Origin of the sequence: Paracraurococcus ruber (assembly GCF_004353985.1) — a bacterium.
Lineage (GTDB): Bacteria > Pseudomonadota > Alphaproteobacteria > Acetobacterales > Acetobacteraceae > Paracraurococcus > Paracraurococcus ruber.
In genome coordinates, this window is sequence record NZ_SMOA01000135.1 from 1 (window position 1) to 14,739 (window position 14,739).

The window sequence follows — 14,739 nt, forward strand, 5'->3', positions numbered from 1 at the left end:
CGGCGATCGACCATGCCGCGGGGCGCGACCGGGCCCTGGCCGCGCTGCGCGGCCTGCCGCGCGCGGCCGCCGAGGCCGAGGCCGAGGCGGAGGACGCCGTCGCGTGACCGATGCGGCCATGGCCGACCTGCGGCGCCGCGGCTTCGCCGGGCTGCGGGTGGTGGGCGACGTGCACGGCGATGCGGTGGCCTTCGAGCACGCGATCGCCGGCGCCGAGACGGAGGCGCTGTTCCTGCTGCAGCTTGGCGACCTGACCGACCACGGGCCGGACAGCCCGGCGGCGCTGCGACTGATGTTCGGCCTGCTGGATGCCCGCCGCGGCCGCTTCCTGCTGGGCAACCACGACCACAAGCTGCGCCGCGCCCTGATCGGCGAACGCGTCCATGCCCCGGCCGAGGGGCTGGGGCGCACCCTGGCGCAGCTGGCCGCGGCGGCGGATGGGGAGGCGCTGCGTCGCCGCGCCGTCGCCGAGATCGCCATGGCGCCGGCCTGGCTGCACATGCGCGACTGGTTCTTCGTCCATGGCGGCTTCCATCCCGGCATGCTGCTGCGCCTGCCGCTGCCGGATGCCGGCATCCGCAAGCCGGACCCGCTGTTGTCGCGCGCGCTGTTCGGCCAGGTGACCGGGCGGACGCGGCCGGATGGCTACCCCGACCGGGTGCATGACTGGGTGGACCGCATCCCGGCCGGCACGGTGGTCTATTGCGGGCATGACCGGCGCTCGCCGGACGGCCGGCCCTATGTGCAGGAAGGGGAGGAGGGCGGCCGCTGCGTCTTCCTCGACACCGGCGCCGGCAAGGGCGGGCATCTCTCCTGGATCGATCTGCGGTGGTGAGCATCCGCATCCTGGCCGAAACGCCGCACCTGGATGCGGTGGCGGCCTGGCTGCATGCGCAATGGTGGGCAGCGGATGGCTGGACCCTGGCGGCGACGCGGGACTTCCTGGCAGCCGCGCGCGGGCCGCGGGCGCCGGCCTGCTTCCTGGCGGAGGAAGGCGGGATGCCGCTCGGCACCGCCACGCTGGACACGGACGACCTGCCGGCGCGGATGGATCTGGCGCCTTGGCTGGCCAGCGTGCTGGTGGCGCCGGCGGCGCGCGGCCGCGGCATCGCCACGGCGCTGGTGGCGCATGTGGAGGCGGCGGCCGCGGCGCTGGGCCATGCGCGGCTGTACCTGCACACGCCGGATGCGGGGCGCTTCTACGCCGCGCGCGGCTGGCACGGGCTGGGCGAGGAGGCCTGGCAGGGCCGCCCGACCCTGCTGATGGCGAAGGACCTGCCGGTCAGCCGTCCCGGCGGATGATGAAGCCGTTGGCGACGCGCTCCATGCCCAGTTTCGGGTACCAGGTCATCGGGTCGGGCGCCGAGAGCAGCAGCAGCATGCAGCCGGGGCCGATGATGCGCTTGGTCTCGGCGATCAGCCCGCGGCCCAGGCCCTTCCCCTGGTATGCGGGGTCGACGCAGAGGTCCGATAGGTAGCAGCCATAGGCGAAGTCGGTGAAGGACCGGGCGACGCCGGCCAGCCGCCCCGAACCGTCGCGCACGGTGACGATGAGGTTCGCGCCCGCGACCATCGCCGCCATGCGCGCCGCGTCGTCCACCGGGCGGACGAGGCCGGAGGCGCGGACGACGGCGGCGAACTCCGCCGGGTCCAGCCGCCCCTCCTCCCGCGCATAGGCGAAGCCGGGCGGCGGCACGGCCAGCGCGGCCCAGGCAGCATGGCCGGCCAGCACCGGCGGATCCTCGGCCATGCGTGTCAGGCCCAGAGCGTCGGGTTCAGCAGCAGCTCCGCCAGCCTGCCGGAGATGGCGGCGAGCAGCTTCTCCCCCTTCTCGGCACTGGCGGTGCGGGCATCGCCGATGACGCCGGTCTCCGAGATGGCGCGGAAGGACCGCCGCAGTGCGAGGCCGGCCGGCTGGCCCTCGACCCGCGTGGACATCGGGCCATGCGCCTCCGGCAGGCGGTCCAGGCGCACGCTGTCGGGCCGAAGCGCCAGCATCAGGCTGGTCTCGGCCTCGCAGGCATGCATCAGGCCGGGCTGGCGATCCAGGATGGGCGCGATCACCTCCGGCACGATGTGCCAGTAGGTGCCGGCGGCGACCTTGATGCCCAGCGCGATGGTCAGCTCGCTGGCCGCCTGGATCACCGCCTCGGCGTTGCCGCCATGGCCGTTCAGCAGCATCACCCGCTTGAAGCCATGCCGCGCGGCCGACCGCACGATGCCGCCCAGCACCGCGGCCATCGCCGCATAGTCCAGGGTGACGGTGCCGCCGAACTCCATGTGGTGCTCGGCCAGGCCGGTCCAGACGCAGGGGGTGACGACGACCGGGGCGCCGGCCGCGGCGATGCGGGCGGCGGTGGCCTGCGCGACGCCGGTGCCGAGCACGATGTCCACGCCGGTCGCCAGGTGTGGCCCGTGCTGCTCGAGCGAGGCGACCGGGACGATGACCAGCGCTCCCGCGGCGGCCCGCGCCCGCAACTCCTCGGCGGTCAGCCGCATCCATTCGGTCTCGGTCGCCATGGCCCCTGCCCTCCTCGCGGCGTCAGGGGCGCATGATGCGCGGGCGGCGGGGCGGCGTCACTCCGCCGTCGCGCCGGACTCCTCCACCAGCGCCTGCCAGACCGGCATCTGGGCTTGCCAGAAGGCGCCGAAGGCCTCGGGCGTCGCATCGGTGGTGGGCTTCACCGTCAGGTCCAGCAGGCGGCGGCGCACTTCCTCCTGCTCCACCGCCTGGCGGATGGCGCCGTTGAGCTGCGCCAGGACCGGCGCCGGCACGCCGGCCGGGGCGACCACGCACCACCAGTTCAGCGCATCGATGCCCGACCCCGGCAGCAATTCCGCCATGCCCGGCACCTGGGCGAGGTCGGACACATAGTCGATCCGCTGCGCGCTGCCGGCCGCCAGCGGGCGGAAGCGGCCTTCCCGGATATGCGGCAGCAGGGCCGGGATGACGTCGAACATGATGTCGATGGTGCCGGCGACGAGGTCGGTGATGGCCGGGCCGCCACCGCGATAGGGGATATGGGTGATGTCGATGCCGGCGGCGCGCTTCACCTTCTCCATGTACAGGTGGCTGATGGTGCCGGTGCCGCTGCTGCCCATGCTGATGCGGCCGGGATTCGCCTTGGCGAAGGCGACCAGCTCGGCGAAGCTTTTCCAGGGCCGGGCGCTGTTGCACACGATCAGGATGGTGCCGGTGCCGACACGGCTGACAGGGGTGAGGTCGCGCAGCGCCTCGAAGGGCATGCGGCGGCCATAGAGCCATTTGTTGGCGGTCAGCACATTGGCGCTGGTGAAGAGCAGGGTGTGGCCGTCCTTCTCCGCCTTGGCCACGGCATCGGCGCCGATATTGCCGCCGGCGCCCGGCCGGTTCTCCACCACCACCGGCTGGCCGAGGATGGCGGGCAGCTTCTCGCTGACCATGCGGGCGATGATGTCGTTGGCGCCGCCCGGGGCGATGGGGACGACCACGCGGACGGGCCGCGTCGGGAAGCCCTGGGCGCGGGCGGCGCTGGCCAGGGCGGGCAGGGCGAGGGCCGCCCGGAGGGCGGCGCGGCGGGTCAGGGTCATCGGGGCCTCCGGCAAGGCGGTTGCCGGGGGTGTCGCCCGGGCGGCGGCGGGGCGCAAGCGGCGACCCGGGACGTTCGGGTGATCCTGCGCGCCGGCCGCCGCCAGGCCCCTGCCGGCGGTCCCGGCGCCGGCCGATCAGGGCTCCGGCGCCATCTCCGGCCCCGCCAGGAAGGCCTGCGCCGTCGCCCGCAACGCCGCCACCCGCTCCGGCGCCATCTTCCGCAGCGTGTTCAGCGGCATGGCCATGCGCGGGTTGCTGCCGAAGCGCCGGTCGTGCCGGGCGATGAAATCCCAGTATAGCGCATTCATCGGGCAGGCCGTCGGCCCCGTGCTCTGCTTCACGTCGTAGTCGCAGCCGCGGCAGTAGTCGGACATGCGGTTGATATAGGCGCCGCTGGCCGCATAGGGCTTGCTGGCCAGCATGCCGCCATCGGCGTGCAGCACCATGCCATGGGTGTTGGGCAACTCCACCCATTCGAAGGCATCGGCATAGACCACCATGTACCACTCGTTCACCTGCGCCGGGTCGAGCCCGGCGATGAGCGCGAAATTCCCTGTCACCATCAGCCGCTGGATGTGGTGCGCATAGGCCAGGTCGCGGGTCTGGGCGATCGCCTGGCGCAGGCAGTTCAGCCGCGTCTCGCCGGACCAGAAGAACCAGGGCAGCGGCCGCGTCGCCTCCAGCGCGTTCAGCCCGGCATAGTCCGGCATCTTCAGCCAGTAGATGCCCCGCACGTATTCCCGCCAGCCGAGGATCTGCCGGATGAAGCCTTCCACCGCGTTCAGCGGCGCCTTCGCCTGGCGCAGCGCCGCCTCGGCGGCCTCGCAGCATTGCCGCGGCAGCAGCAGGCCGGTGTTCAGGCTGGTGGAGACCAGTGCGTGGAACAGCACCGGCTCGCCGGTCGCCATCGCATCCTGGTAGTCGCCGAAATCGGCCAGGCGATGGGTGATGAAATCCGCCAGCGCCTGCTCGGCCTGCTGCGCCGTCACCGGCCAGGCGAAGCCCTCCAGGCTGCCGAAATGCCCGGGGAAGCGGGCCTCGACCAGGGCCATCACCTCGCGCGTGATGGCATCCGGCGGGAAGCGGCGCGGCGGCGGCGGCGCGATGCCGGGGCCGAGCCGCTTGCGGTTCTCGGCGTCGTAGTTCCAGGCGCCGCCGGCCGGCGACGCATCCTCCATCAGGAAGCCGGTCTGCTTCCGCATCTCGCGGTAGAAGAACTCCATCCGCAGCTGCTTCTTGCCGCCATCCTTCCCCTGGGCCCAGCGGCGGAACCAGCCGAGGTCGCAGAGGAAGCGGTCGTCCTCGCGGATCTCCACCGGGATCCCGGTCGCGGCCTCCCAGCCCCGCATGTCCTCCTGCACCCGCCATTCGCCGGGATGGGTGCAGCAGATCGCATCCGGCCGGTGCCGCGCGGCGGCGCGCGCCACCTCCCCCGCCAGCGTCCCGGTATTCGCCGGATCGTCCAGCCGGATGTAGTCCACGGTGACGCCGCGCGCGGCCAGCGCCTTGGCGAAATGCCGCATGGCCGACAGCACCAGCACGATCTTCTGCTTGTGGTGGCGGACATAGGTGCACTCGCCCCTCACCTCGGCCAGCAGCACCACGTCGCGCGCGGGGTCGAGGTCGCGCAGCGAGGCGAGGCCGCGCGAGCACTGGTCGCCGAGCACGACCCGCAGCGTGCCGGGCATCTCAGGCGGGCTCGTAGGTGACGATGGAGCCATCCTCGGCCCGGGTCCGCCAGCCGGTCCAGGTCCCGTCGGCGGCGTAGCGGCCCTCGGAGTCCTCGTCCCCGGCGGCGCGCCACAGCGTCCCGCCCTCCGGCAGCGCCTCCCGGGTCCAGCGCAATTGCAGCGGCTTGCCGCTGTCGCTGTCGAACAGCGGCCGCGCCAGCTTGCGGGCGTCCCACCAGGACAGCGGCGCGGCCTCCGGCGGCAGGCGGAAGCGGCCCTCGGCGCCGCTGGCCAGGATGCCGTCGCCGCTCGCCTCGGCGACCATCTCCGTCACCGTGCCGTTGCGGTCCTGGCGGGACGTGGCGCGGCGCAGCCGCTCGCCGGCCCAGCTTTCCTCGAAGCGATGGCCGAAGCGGAAGACGGTGACGCCCAGCAGCCGGACGGCGATGTCCACCTCGGTCAGCGCGGTCAGCAGCCCGCCGCCTTCCGTGATGCGGACCCGGTGCGTGCCGATGGCGCTGCCCTGGCGCAGCACGCGGAAGCGGTATTCGGCCGGCGCCGCCGCGGCGGGCAGGGCCGCCAGCGGCGGCAGGGCCAGCAGCAGGCGGCGGGTCGGCCCGGCAGACGACATCCCTTCGCACACTCCCTCGATTACGGGGTTGATGTAGGCCCGGCCGGCCGGCGCGCCAGCCGGCGGAAGGGGGCAGGACAACCGGGGCCGGGCATGGCAGGATGCCGGCCGATGCGACAGCTCCTGCTGCTGCGGCACGCGAAGTCCTCCTGGGACGACCCGGCCCTTTCCGACCATGCCCGGCCGCTCAATGCCCGCGGCCGCCGGGCGGCGGCCGCGATCGCCCAGGCGATGCGCGAGCTCGGCCTCTCGCCGGACATCGTCCTCGTCTCCTCCGCCCGCCGCACCCTGCAGACGCTGGAAGCGCTGACCCCCTTCGAGGATGGCGCGCTGGTCGAGCCGATGGACGCGCTCTACCTCGCCCCCTGGCGACAACTGCTCGAGGTGGTGCAGGCGGTGCCGGAGACCGCGCGCAGCCTGCTGCTGATCGGCCACAATCCCGGCCTGCACGAGCTGGCGATGGCGCTGGCCGGCGCCGGCGGCATGGCCCGCGGCGGCCCCGGGCTGCAGCGCCTGGCGGAGGGCTATCCGACCGGCGCGCTCGCCGAATTCACCATCGCCGGCCATTGGCGGCAGCTTGAGCCGGGGAACGGACGACTGGTACGATTCATCCAGCCGCGCGACCTGCTGGCGGCGGATCCGACGGAGGCGATGAGCTGACCAGCCTCGACGGCCTTGTGGCTGCGGTGGAGGCGCCGCCGGACGCCGCGGCGCCGGGAGGTCCGCGGCTGGCGCTGGAATTCGTCCTGGACCCGGCCGCCGCCCCCCGGCTCTCCCGCCATCCCGCCATCGCCGGGGCCCGCGGCGGCCGCACCCGCGGCGCGGCGGAATCGCTGATCTGGCTGGACAGCGCCGACGGCGCCCTGGCGGCCGAGGGGCTGGCGCTGGAACAGCCGCGGCGCGGGCCGCGGCGGCTGCTGCGCACCATGCCGGACGGCGCCGCGCCCTGGCTGCCCGGCACCCCGCCCGAGCCGGTGGCGGATGTGCCGGAGGACGACCCGATGGTGCCGCTGGCCGCCTTCGACGGCCGCCGCAGCCTGATCCCGCTGGCGGGCGCGGTGCAGGCGGTGCTGCTGGCCGGCAAGCTGCGGGCGGTGGCGGATGAGAGGCCGGTGGCCCGGCTGCTGCTGGAGGGCGCGCCGGAGGCGGTGCTGGCGGTGGCGCAGCGCCTGGCCGAGGACCTGCCGCTGCTGCCGCCGCGCGCCGCCCTGGCCGAGGAAGGCCGTGCCCTGGCGCGCGGGGAGGCGCCGCGCGCCCGCCGCCGCGGCCCGCCCGACCTGGCCGGCGCCGCGACGGTGGAGGAGGCGCTGCTCGCCGCCCTCGGCCACCTGCTGGAGGTGATGCTGCACCACGCCCCGGCCTGCCGCCTGGGCGCGGGGCCGGAGGGGGTGCACCAGACCCGGGTGGCGCTGCGCCGGCTGCGCAGCGTGCTGAAGGTGTTCCGCCCGGCCGCGGGCTGCCCCGCCTTGGCGGCCTTCGATGCCGGGCTGAAGGCGCTGGCCGACCGGCTGGGGCCGGCGCGGGACTGGGATGTCTTCCTGGCCGGACTCGGTGCCCAGGTGGCGGAGGCGATGCCGGGCGACAAGCGCCTCGCCGCGCTGCTGAAGGCGGCCGAGGCGAAGCGCAGCGCCGCCTATGCCGCCCTGCGGGCGGAGCTGGACGGGCCGGGCTTCCGCCGGCTGGTCCTGGCCGGGCTGGGCCTGCTGCTGCGCCGCCCCTGGCGGCAGGAGGCGGAAGACCCGGCCGGGCGCGGCGCGCGGCTGGAGGAGGCGCTGCCCGAATTCGCCGCCGCCCTGCTCGACAAGCGCTGGCACCGGCTCTGCACCGAGGGCGAGGGGATCGAGGAGCACAGCGCCGAGGCGCTGCACGAGCTGCGGCTGGATGCGAAGCGGCTGCGCTATGCGACCGAGCTCTTCGCCCCGCTCTGGCCCGGCAAGCATACCCGCCGCTTCCAGAAGCGCCTCGCCGCCCTGCAGGAGGCGCTGGGGATCGCCAACGACACCGCGGTGGCGCGCAGCCTGGTCGCCTCCCTCGGCGCCGGCGTGCCGGCCTGGGCGGTCGGCGCCGTCGAAGGCTTCGCCAGCGCGCGGGTCGGCGCGGCGCGGGATGCGGCGCTGGAAGCCTGGGATGATCTGATGGTTGCGGGCCCTTCCTGGACCCGCCTCTGAAGCAGGCCGCCCGGCAGGTCTCGCGAGGATGCGAGCGGAGGGTTGCGGAGTCCCGGCGGGACGCGATAGGCCAGCCGCATGCGCATCCGCCGCATCTTCCGGCCCAGCCCGGCCGCCCGGCTCCGCCTGCCGCTTGCGGCCGCCAGCGGGCTCGGCCTCTTCGTCCTGCTGGTCTCCGCCGCGGTGCCGCGCGACCTGTTCGGCCCGGCGCGGCCGCTGCCGCTGCTCGCCACCCCGGCCGGGGAGGTGCGGGTGCTGGATGGCGAGACGCTGCGGCTGGGCGAACGCGTGCTGCGCCTGCATGCGTTGCGGGTCCCGGAGCGCGGGGCGGCGACCTGCCGGGACCCCGCCGGCCGGACCGTGGATTGCGCCGCCGCCGCCGCCGCGGCCCTGGCCTCGCTGGTCGCCGGCCGGGACGTCGCCTGCCGGGTGCAGGGGGAGGACCGGCATGGCCGCGCCATCGGCACCTGCGAGGCGGGCGGGGTGGAGCTGAACGCCTCCCTCGTCGCGGCCGGCTGGGCGCTGGCCGATGGCGGCGCCGCGCCCGCGCTGGCGGCGCTGGAAGGCGCGGCGCGGCAGGGTGGCCGCGGCGCCTGGGCCAGCGCCGTGCCGGCGCCGGAGACCTGGCGGCGCGGCCTCTGACCGGCAATCGCCGCCGCCTCGGATGAGGGCGGCCGGGCCTGGTGCGATGCCGGCGACCGTCCCGGCGGCGTGATCGAACAGGGCGGCCGGGCGTTCGCCCTTCGTCCCGGGGCGCGTTGCCAAGCCCCGCGATGCGCCGATATCTTGCACTGCACCAAGCGTCTGCCCCGTCTTGAGGCGACGCAACCTCAAGGACGCACAGGTCATGAGCAGCTCGACAACCGGGGCGAAGAAGACCGTCACCTTCACGCTTGACGGCTCCAATCGCAGCACGACGCTGCCGGTGCTCTCCGGCACGCTCGGGCCGGACGTGGTGGATATCCGCAAGCTCTACAGCGACCTCGGCGTCTTCACCTACGACCCCGGCTATGGCGAGACCGCGAGCACCGAAAGCCGGATCACCTTCATCGACGGCGATGCCGGCGTCCTGCTCTACCGCGGCTTTCCGATCGAGCAGCTGGCCGAGCAGTCCGACTTCATCGAGGTGGCCTACCTGCTGATGGAAGGCGACCTGCCTTCCCCGGCGCAGCTCGAGCAGTTCCGCCGCGGCGTCACCTACCACACCATGGTGCATGAGCAGCTGCGCCGCTTCTTCGACGGCTTCCGCCGCGACGCCCACCCGATGGCGGTGATCTGCGGCGTGGTCGGCGCGCTGGCCGCCTTCTACCACGACAACCTCGACATCAACGACGCGCGGCAGCGGGAGATCGCCTGCTTCCGCCTGATCGCCAAGATCCCGACCATCGCCGCCTGGGCCTACAAGTATTCGCTCGGCCAGCCCTTCATGTACCCGCGGAACGACCTCTCCTACGCGGAGAACTTCCTGTACATGCTGAACGCGGTGCCGACCGAGCCCTACGTCAACAACCCGATCCTGTCGCGCGCCATGGACCGCATCCTGGTCCTGCACGCCGACCACGAGCAGAACGCCTCCACCTCCACGGTGCGGCTGGCCGGCAGCACCGGCGCCAACCCCTTCGCCTGCATCGCCGCCGGCATCGCCGCGCTGTGGGGCCCGGCGCATGGCGGCGCCAACGAGGCCGTGCTCAAGATGCTGGCCGAGATCGGCAAGCCGGAGAACATCCCCGAGTTCATCCGCCAGGTGAAGGACAAGAACGCCCACACCAAGCTGATGGGCTTCGGCCACCGGGTCTACAAGAACTTCGACCCGCGCGCGAAGATCATGAAGGAGACCTGCCACGAGGTGCTGGGCGAGCTCGGCATCAAGGACGAGCCGCTGCTGGACATGGCGATGGAGCTGGAGCGGATCGCCCTGTCCGACGACTACTTCATCTCGCGCAAGCTGTACCCGAACGTGGACTTCTATTCGGGCATCATCCTGAAGGCGATGGGCATCCCGACCAGCATGTTCACCGTGCTGTTCGCGGTGGCGCGGACCGTCGGCTGGGTGAGCCAGTGGAAGGAGATGGTCGAGGATCCGTCGCAGCGCATCGGCCGGCCGCGGCAGATCTACACCGGCGCCGCGCAGCGCGACTACGTTCCGCTGTCCCGCCGCGGCTGACACCCGGCGGCTGGCGCCCGGCATCGGGCGTCCAGCCGCGCCAGGCGCGGGGCGGCGGCGTGCAGCGGCGGCGCCGCCCTCCCCCCCAGCGTTTCGCTGCCGCCGCGGGGCCGCCCCGCCCTGCCGCAATCCGATCCCGGGACGCCCGCCGGCTCTGCCGACGGGCGTTTTTTGTGCCCGCCGCGGCATCCCGCAGGCGGGCGGCCCGGCGTGCCCCCGGCATCGGCCCCACCGGCGGGTCGCATGCCCACTGAGCCTGCGGCGCGCCCCGGCCGTCCGAAGGGCAGCACCGTCACGCTGCGCAGCCCGGATGTTGCCCGGCGATCCGCTGCGGCTGCCCGGAAAGGCTTCGGATACTGCAGCATTCTTTGGAAGTGTTCATAACGCAGAGTAGTTTTTTCGAGCAGAGTTCATAAGCGAGAGTATTTGATGACGTCCTTGACGACGAAAATCAGGTTAAATTACACGCTCAACGCGAGAAAGCCTTGCATACTTCCTACTTTGCCGACAGAATTATCCTGTTTGCTGTATAAATCCTACGGGAATGCTTAACATGCGCGACGTCCGCGTCTCCCTGTGCCATGTCACCCTGGACCGCCAGGTTCGCAGTCAGTTGCGCAAATGGCCGCAACGGCCCCCGGGCGTCGCCCCCAGCATGAAGCAGCCCGGCACCTGGCTGCGCGGCCGACCGGGCGACGAGGCCTCCCCAGCGCATCCCTTCCTGAAGCTTCCCGGGTCCAACCGTCTGCGGACCCTGCCGGACGGCATGTGGCTGCATTTCAGCCCCTCGGCCATCGATCCCTATGTCGACATCCTCTGCATCGAAGCCTGTTCGTCCCTGCAGAACCTGCTCGACAAGCGCTCGCGCTTCGCGCCCTCCACCAGCTCGCTGCTGGCGGTCTGCCCCGTCACCTGGCTGATGGCCCCGGTGCAGGAGGACGAGACGACCCCGCGCTGGCGCCTGGTCCGCCAGCTGAAGGCCGAGCCGGTGCAGCCGCTGGTCCTGCCGGTGCGCGACATCCGCGTCGTCTTCGGCCTCAAGAGCCGGCACTACGAAGGCTTCGCCCGCAACCAGATCGCGCATCCGCACGAATTCTTCTGCCCCATGGAGGCCCTGACGGCCGAGGACGGGCATGAGGATCCGGACATGCGGGCGCTGATGTCCCGCGCCGCGGCGAGTTCCAACTTCATGCGCCTGCCGGCCTGAGCAGCCACGGAAGCGGGCCTGTCCGCACGCGGCGCGGCCGATGGCGCCGCCCGGATCCGATGGGCATTCCCGCGCAGCTTCGGTGTCGTCACGCCGTTCGACGGCGCTCCTGGGGCCGGGCTGGCGGACCGGCCGGCATCCCTGACGCGTCATTGCCGCCCCAGGCACGGCGCTGGGCCACCGTCCCGGCCACGGCACGCGCGGACCGCTGGCAGGGCCCGGCATCGCTCTCCCGGCCTTGCGGCCGGCATCCTGGTGCCGACGACGCGCCCGGCCGCGTGCGCCCAAGGCCACGCGCCGCCCGCGGGATGACAGGCGCTTCGCCGCGGCCTATGGGCAAGGGCCAGGCGCGGCCGACGCCCGACATCCTGCCGGCCACGCCTTGGGTCGGGCCGCGCCGCGCTGCCGGGGCGCAGGCCCCGGACCGGCCGGCGGATGGGGTGCAGCGGTGACGGACAGGATCCTCGGCGTGCTGGGCGGCATGGGCCCCCTGGCGAGTGCGCAGTTCATGGTGCGGCTGACCCTGCTGACCCCGGCCGACCGGGACCAAGACCACATCCCCGCCTTCCTCTGGTCCGATCCGCGGGTCCCGGACCGCACCGCCGCCCGCCTCGGCACCGGGGAGGATCCCCTGCCCGCCCTGCTGCGCGGCATCCGCGGGCTGGAGGCAGCCGGCTGCGGCGCCGTCGCCATCCCCTGCAACACCGCGCATGGCTGGTACGAGGGCATGCGGGCGGCGACGCGCCTGCCCATCCTGCACATCGTCGAGGCGGCCGCCGAGGACCTCCGCCGCCAGGGCGTTCCGCCGGGGCCGATCGGCGTGATGGGCACGGCCGCGACCCTGGCCATGGGGCTCTACCAGCAGGGCCTGGCGGGGGCCGGCTGGGACTGCCTGGTGCCGGACGCGGCCGAGATGGCCAGCCTGGTCTCGCCCGCCATCGCGCTGGTCAAGGCGAACCGGGTGCCGGAGGCCTATGCGCCGCTGGCGGAGGCGGCGGGGCGACTGGTCGCGCGCGGCGCCAGGGCCGTGGTGCTGGGCTGCACCGAGATCCCGCTCGGCATCGCGGCCGGGCCGGCGCTGCCCTTCCCGGTCGTGGACACGATCGATGCCCTGGCCCGGGCCGCCATCGGCTGGGCGCGGGGCTGAGGCGCATCGGGCGGGTCGGCATCCCACCATCGTGACGCCGCCAGGCCATCCGGGCGAAGGGGATCGGCGCCGGTGCGGTGACCGGGGGCGGCTTCGGGCCGGCTTCGGGTCGAAATCGCCTGCGCTACGGGGCCTGCCGGCCTGCGGTCATCCGCACACCACCCCGCCCGAGACCGCCGCAGGCCCTGGCTGCGACGTGCGTGGATGGGCAGGCCACCGGCGAGGCCGTCGCGGGTCCAGGCGCGGGGCGCGCCGTCCGCGGCACGACGCGTGCGGTCCGGAGGTTGTGACCATCACGCCCGGACCCGAAGCCTGGATCGCGGTGGCGGCGTCTCCGTCGTGGAGATCAACGCCCCGGGGCCACCGGTCCAAGGCCGGCCTCGGCGGCCCGGCCGGCAGGGGCGCCGCGCCTCGACGCCCGACCCGATCAGATAGCGAGACTCAGTCGCAATCGCAGCCGGGCGTTGGCCCAGCCTCGCCGCGGACGACATGGTGGTCGATCCATTCCGCGACGAGCCGCCTGGCTTCCTGCACCGAGGCTTCCGGGTGGTGGACCCGGTAGAGCGTAGTGCAGGCGCGGAAGGCCGAGAGGTCGTTGGTGCCCGTCTCACGCAGCTCGCGGTAGGCGGTCACGACCGCCCGCTCGCAGCGCCGGACGATGGCGCTGACGGGGATGGCAGTGCGGGGCACGGCGGCCTGACCCATTCCTAGACCCTCCGGCTGCGAGCCAGTTGAGAATCACTCGCAACCACTTGGCATCCTAGCGACGCTTGAACAGCCGTTCAAGTTTCGCCCACGAGAGCATCCGGGGCGGCCGGCCATCCGCGCCCCGCGATGCACCCCGCCGCGGGACCGGGGAGGCCGATGGCGGGCCGCCCCCCGCCCCCAACCCGGCGGCGCGGCAAGGATCGCGGCCCGTCCCCGCCACCGGACGCCCGCGGATGCCGTCATGGGCATGGCGCGCGGACGCCGCCGGCCATGGCGTCTCAGCCGCGCCCGACCGCCTCGGCCAGCGCCTTGCCGACATCCACCGTGCCGGCATTGCCGCCCATGTCGCGGGTGCGCGGCCCGCCCTCGGCCAGATGCGCCTCGATCGCCCGCACGATCGCGTCGGCGGCCGCCTTCTCCCCCAGATGCTCCAGCATCATGGCGCCGGACCAGATCTGGCCGATCGGGTTGCAGATCCACTTGCCGGCGATGTCCGGCGCGCTGCCATGCACCGGCTCGAACATCGACGGGAAGGCCTTCTCCGGGTTGATGTTGGCGCTGGGCGCGATGCCGATGCTGCCGGCGACGGCCGGCCCGAGGTCGGAGAGGATGTCGCCGAACAGGTTGGACCCGACCACCACGTCGAACCAGTCGGGGTGCTGCACGAAATGCGCGCAGAGGATGTCGATGTGGAACTGGTCGGTGGTCACCTGCGGGTACCGCTTCGCCATCTCGGCGAAGCGCTCGTCCCAATATGGCATGGTGAAGGTGATGCCGTTCGACTTGGTGGCGCTGGTCACCTTCCGGCGCGGCCGCGTCATCGCCAGGTCGAAGGCATAGCGCAGCACCCGGTCGGTGCCGTGCCGGGTCAGGATGGATTGCTGGGAGACGAATTCGCGCTCCGTCCCCTCGAACATCCGGCCGCCGACGCTGCTGTACTCGCCTTCCGTGTTCTCCCGCACCACGTAGAAGTCGATATCCGCCGGCCCGCGATCGGCCAGCGGCGTTCGGGCGCCCGGCATCAGCTTGCAGGGGCGGAGATTCACATACTGGTCGAAGCCGCGGCGGATCGGGATGAGGAGTCCCCACAGGGACACGTGATCGGGCACGCCGGGCCAGCCGACGGCCCCCAGGAAAATGCTGTCGCTGTCGCGCAGCCGGTCCAGGCCGTCATCCGGCATCATCTTCCCGGTCTTCGCATAGGTGTCGCAGGACCAGTCGTAGTCGGTCAGCGACAGATCGAAGCCGAAGCGGCGGGCAGCGGCGTCCAGCACGCGCAGGCCCTCTGGCACCGTTTCCTTGCCGATGCCGTCGCCGGGGATGACGGCGATCCGGTAGGTTTTCCTGGTCATGAACGGGTCCTCCAGCAGGGCGCGAAACTGGCCGGGGCGGGGCGGAGGGGCAAGCCCCTCGGGCCATGCCAGGGCGGCCCCGGGCGGCGCGCCCGCGGCGGGGGCGCCGCGGTCCCGGCCG

At 73.4% G+C, this 14,739-nt stretch carries 15 protein-coding genes; 8 read left to right on the plus strand and 7 right to left on the minus strand.

All coding sequences use genetic code 11. The features are described from left to right. The first annotated feature begins 103 nt into the window (after positions 1–103). Positions 104–835 (plus strand): metallophosphoesterase, encoded by a 732-nt coding sequence (locus E2C05_RS20255; protein ID WP_338045161.1) that lies wholly within the window; start codon positions 104–106, stop codon positions 833–835. Continuing rightward, entirely contained in the window at positions 832–1,302 is a 471-nt protein-coding gene (locus E2C05_RS20260; RefSeq protein ID WP_158292253.1) for a GNAT family N-acetyltransferase, read from the plus strand. The genes E2C05_RS20255 and E2C05_RS20260 overlap by 4 nt, the downstream gene beginning before the upstream one ends. Here the strand turns inward: E2C05_RS20260 and E2C05_RS20265 are convergent. The 5 genes from E2C05_RS20265 to E2C05_RS20285 all read right to left on the minus strand — a co-directional run bounded on the left by E2C05_RS20265 (position 1,283) and on the right by E2C05_RS20285 (position 5,872). Beyond that, complete coding sequence (locus tag E2C05_RS20265; protein WP_133221475.1) at positions 1,283–1,750, minus strand: GNAT family N-acetyltransferase; 468 nt, start codon at positions 1,748–1,750, stop codon at positions 1,283–1,285. The genes E2C05_RS20260 and E2C05_RS20265 overlap by 20 nt on opposite strands. Before the next feature lie 5 nt (positions 1,751–1,755). Continuing rightward, on the minus strand, positions 1,756–2,520 hold the full coding sequence (locus tag E2C05_RS20270; protein ID WP_133221476.1) for a creatininase family protein: 765 nt from the start codon (positions 2,518–2,520) through the stop codon (positions 1,756–1,758). A 57-nt stretch (positions 2,521–2,577) separates the two neighbouring features. Continuing rightward, the gene (locus E2C05_RS20275; protein WP_133221477.1) at positions 2,578–3,570 is read right to left on the minus strand and encodes a Bug family tripartite tricarboxylate transporter substrate binding protein; all 993 of its coding nucleotides are present in this window, start codon (positions 3,568–3,570) and stop codon (positions 2,578–2,580) included. A 135-nt stretch (positions 3,571–3,705) separates the two neighbouring features. Continuing rightward, complete coding sequence (locus tag E2C05_RS20280) at positions 3,706–5,259, minus strand: cryptochrome/photolyase family protein (RefSeq protein WP_133221478.1); 1,554 nt, start codon at positions 5,257–5,259, stop codon at positions 3,706–3,708. A 1-nt stretch (position 5,260) separates the two neighbouring features. Next, entirely contained in the window at positions 5,261–5,872 is a 612-nt protein-coding gene (locus E2C05_RS20285) for a DUF6134 family protein (RefSeq protein WP_133221479.1), read from the minus strand. 111 nt (positions 5,873–5,983) lie between these two features. Here E2C05_RS20285 and E2C05_RS20290 point away from each other — a divergent pair, with 111 nt between their 5' ends. The 6 genes from E2C05_RS20290 to cuyB all read left to right on the plus strand — a co-directional run bounded on the left by E2C05_RS20290 (position 5,984) and on the right by cuyB (position 12,558). Next, positions 5,984–6,532 (plus strand): SixA phosphatase family protein, encoded by a 549-nt coding sequence (locus E2C05_RS20290; protein ID WP_133221480.1) that lies wholly within the window; start codon positions 5,984–5,986, stop codon positions 6,530–6,532. A gap of 26 nt (positions 6,533–6,558) precedes the next feature. Further along, the gene (locus tag E2C05_RS20295) at positions 6,559–8,040 is read left to right on the plus strand and encodes a CYTH and CHAD domain-containing protein (RefSeq protein ID WP_133221481.1); all 1,482 of its coding nucleotides are present in this window, start codon (positions 6,559–6,561) and stop codon (positions 8,038–8,040) included. Between the two features lie 78 nt (positions 8,041–8,118). After that, the gene (locus E2C05_RS20300; RefSeq protein ID WP_133221482.1) at positions 8,119–8,682 is read left to right on the plus strand and encodes a thermonuclease family protein; all 564 of its coding nucleotides are present in this window, start codon (positions 8,119–8,121) and stop codon (positions 8,680–8,682) included. Between the two features lie 205 nt (positions 8,683–8,887). Beyond that, positions 8,888–10,204 carry a citrate synthase gene (gene gltA, locus E2C05_RS20305; protein WP_133221483.1) on the plus strand — a complete coding sequence of 439 codons (1,317 nt, stop codon included), beginning with the start codon at positions 8,888–8,890 and terminating at the stop codon, positions 10,202–10,204. Positions 10,205–10,757: 553 nt separating this feature from the next. Beyond that, positions 10,758–11,411, plus strand: coding sequence for a hypothetical protein (locus E2C05_RS20310; RefSeq protein WP_133221484.1), 654 nt, complete (start codon positions 10,758–10,760; stop codon positions 11,409–11,411). A 448-nt stretch (positions 11,412–11,859) separates the two neighbouring features. After that, positions 11,860–12,558: a cysteate racemase gene (gene cuyB, locus E2C05_RS20315; RefSeq protein WP_133221485.1), complete on the plus strand. Its 699-nt coding sequence runs from the start codon at positions 11,860–11,862 to the stop codon at positions 12,556–12,558. Positions 12,559–12,999: 441 nt separating this feature from the next. On the opposite strand, the gene E2C05_RS20320 is transcribed toward cuyB, so the two are convergent. Both E2C05_RS20320 and E2C05_RS20325 read right to left on the minus strand, forming a co-directional pair. Further along, on the minus strand, positions 13,000–13,248 hold the full coding sequence (locus E2C05_RS20320) for a hypothetical protein (RefSeq protein WP_240046803.1): 249 nt from the start codon (positions 13,246–13,248) through the stop codon (positions 13,000–13,002). Positions 13,249–13,544: 296 nt separating this feature from the next. Further along, positions 13,545–14,618: a tartrate dehydrogenase gene (locus E2C05_RS20325; protein WP_133221487.1), complete on the minus strand. Its 1,074-nt coding sequence runs from the start codon at positions 14,616–14,618 to the stop codon at positions 13,545–13,547. Between the last annotated feature and the right edge of the window lie 121 nt (positions 14,619–14,739).

Coding starts and splice junctions, on each gene's coding strand:
- E2C05_RS20270 (WP_133221476.1), bottom strand. CDS start 2,520: ATGGCGACCGAGACCGAATGGATGCGGCTGACCGCCGAGGAGTTGCGG.
- E2C05_RS20300 (WP_133221482.1), top strand. CDS start 8,119: ATGCGCATCCGCCGCATCTTCCGGCCCAGCCCGGCCGCCCGGCTCCGC.
- E2C05_RS20280 (WP_133221478.1), bottom strand. CDS start 5,259: ATGCCCGGCACGCTGCGGGTCGTGCTCGGCGACCAGTGCTCGCGCGGC.
- E2C05_RS20310 (WP_133221484.1), top strand. CDS start 10,758: ATGCGCGACGTCCGCGTCTCCCTGTGCCATGTCACCCTGGACCGCCAG.
- E2C05_RS20290 (WP_133221480.1), top strand. CDS start 5,984: ATGCGACAGCTCCTGCTGCTGCGGCACGCGAAGTCCTCCTGGGACGAC.
- gltA (WP_133221483.1), top strand. CDS start 8,888: ATGAGCAGCTCGACAACCGGGGCGAAGAAGACCGTCACCTTCACGCTT.
- E2C05_RS20275 (WP_133221477.1), bottom strand. CDS start 3,570: ATGACCCTGACCCGCCGCGCCGCCCTCCGGGCGGCCCTCGCCCTGCCC.
- E2C05_RS20265 (WP_133221475.1), bottom strand. CDS start 1,750: ATGGCCGAGGATCCGCCGGTGCTGGCCGGCCATGCTGCCTGGGCCGCG.
- E2C05_RS20285 (WP_133221479.1), bottom strand. CDS start 5,872: ATGTCGTCTGCCGGGCCGACCCGCCGCCTGCTGCTGGCCCTGCCGCCG.
- E2C05_RS20325 (WP_133221487.1), bottom strand. CDS start 14,618: ATGACCAGGAAAACCTACCGGATCGCCGTCATCCCCGGCGACGGCATC.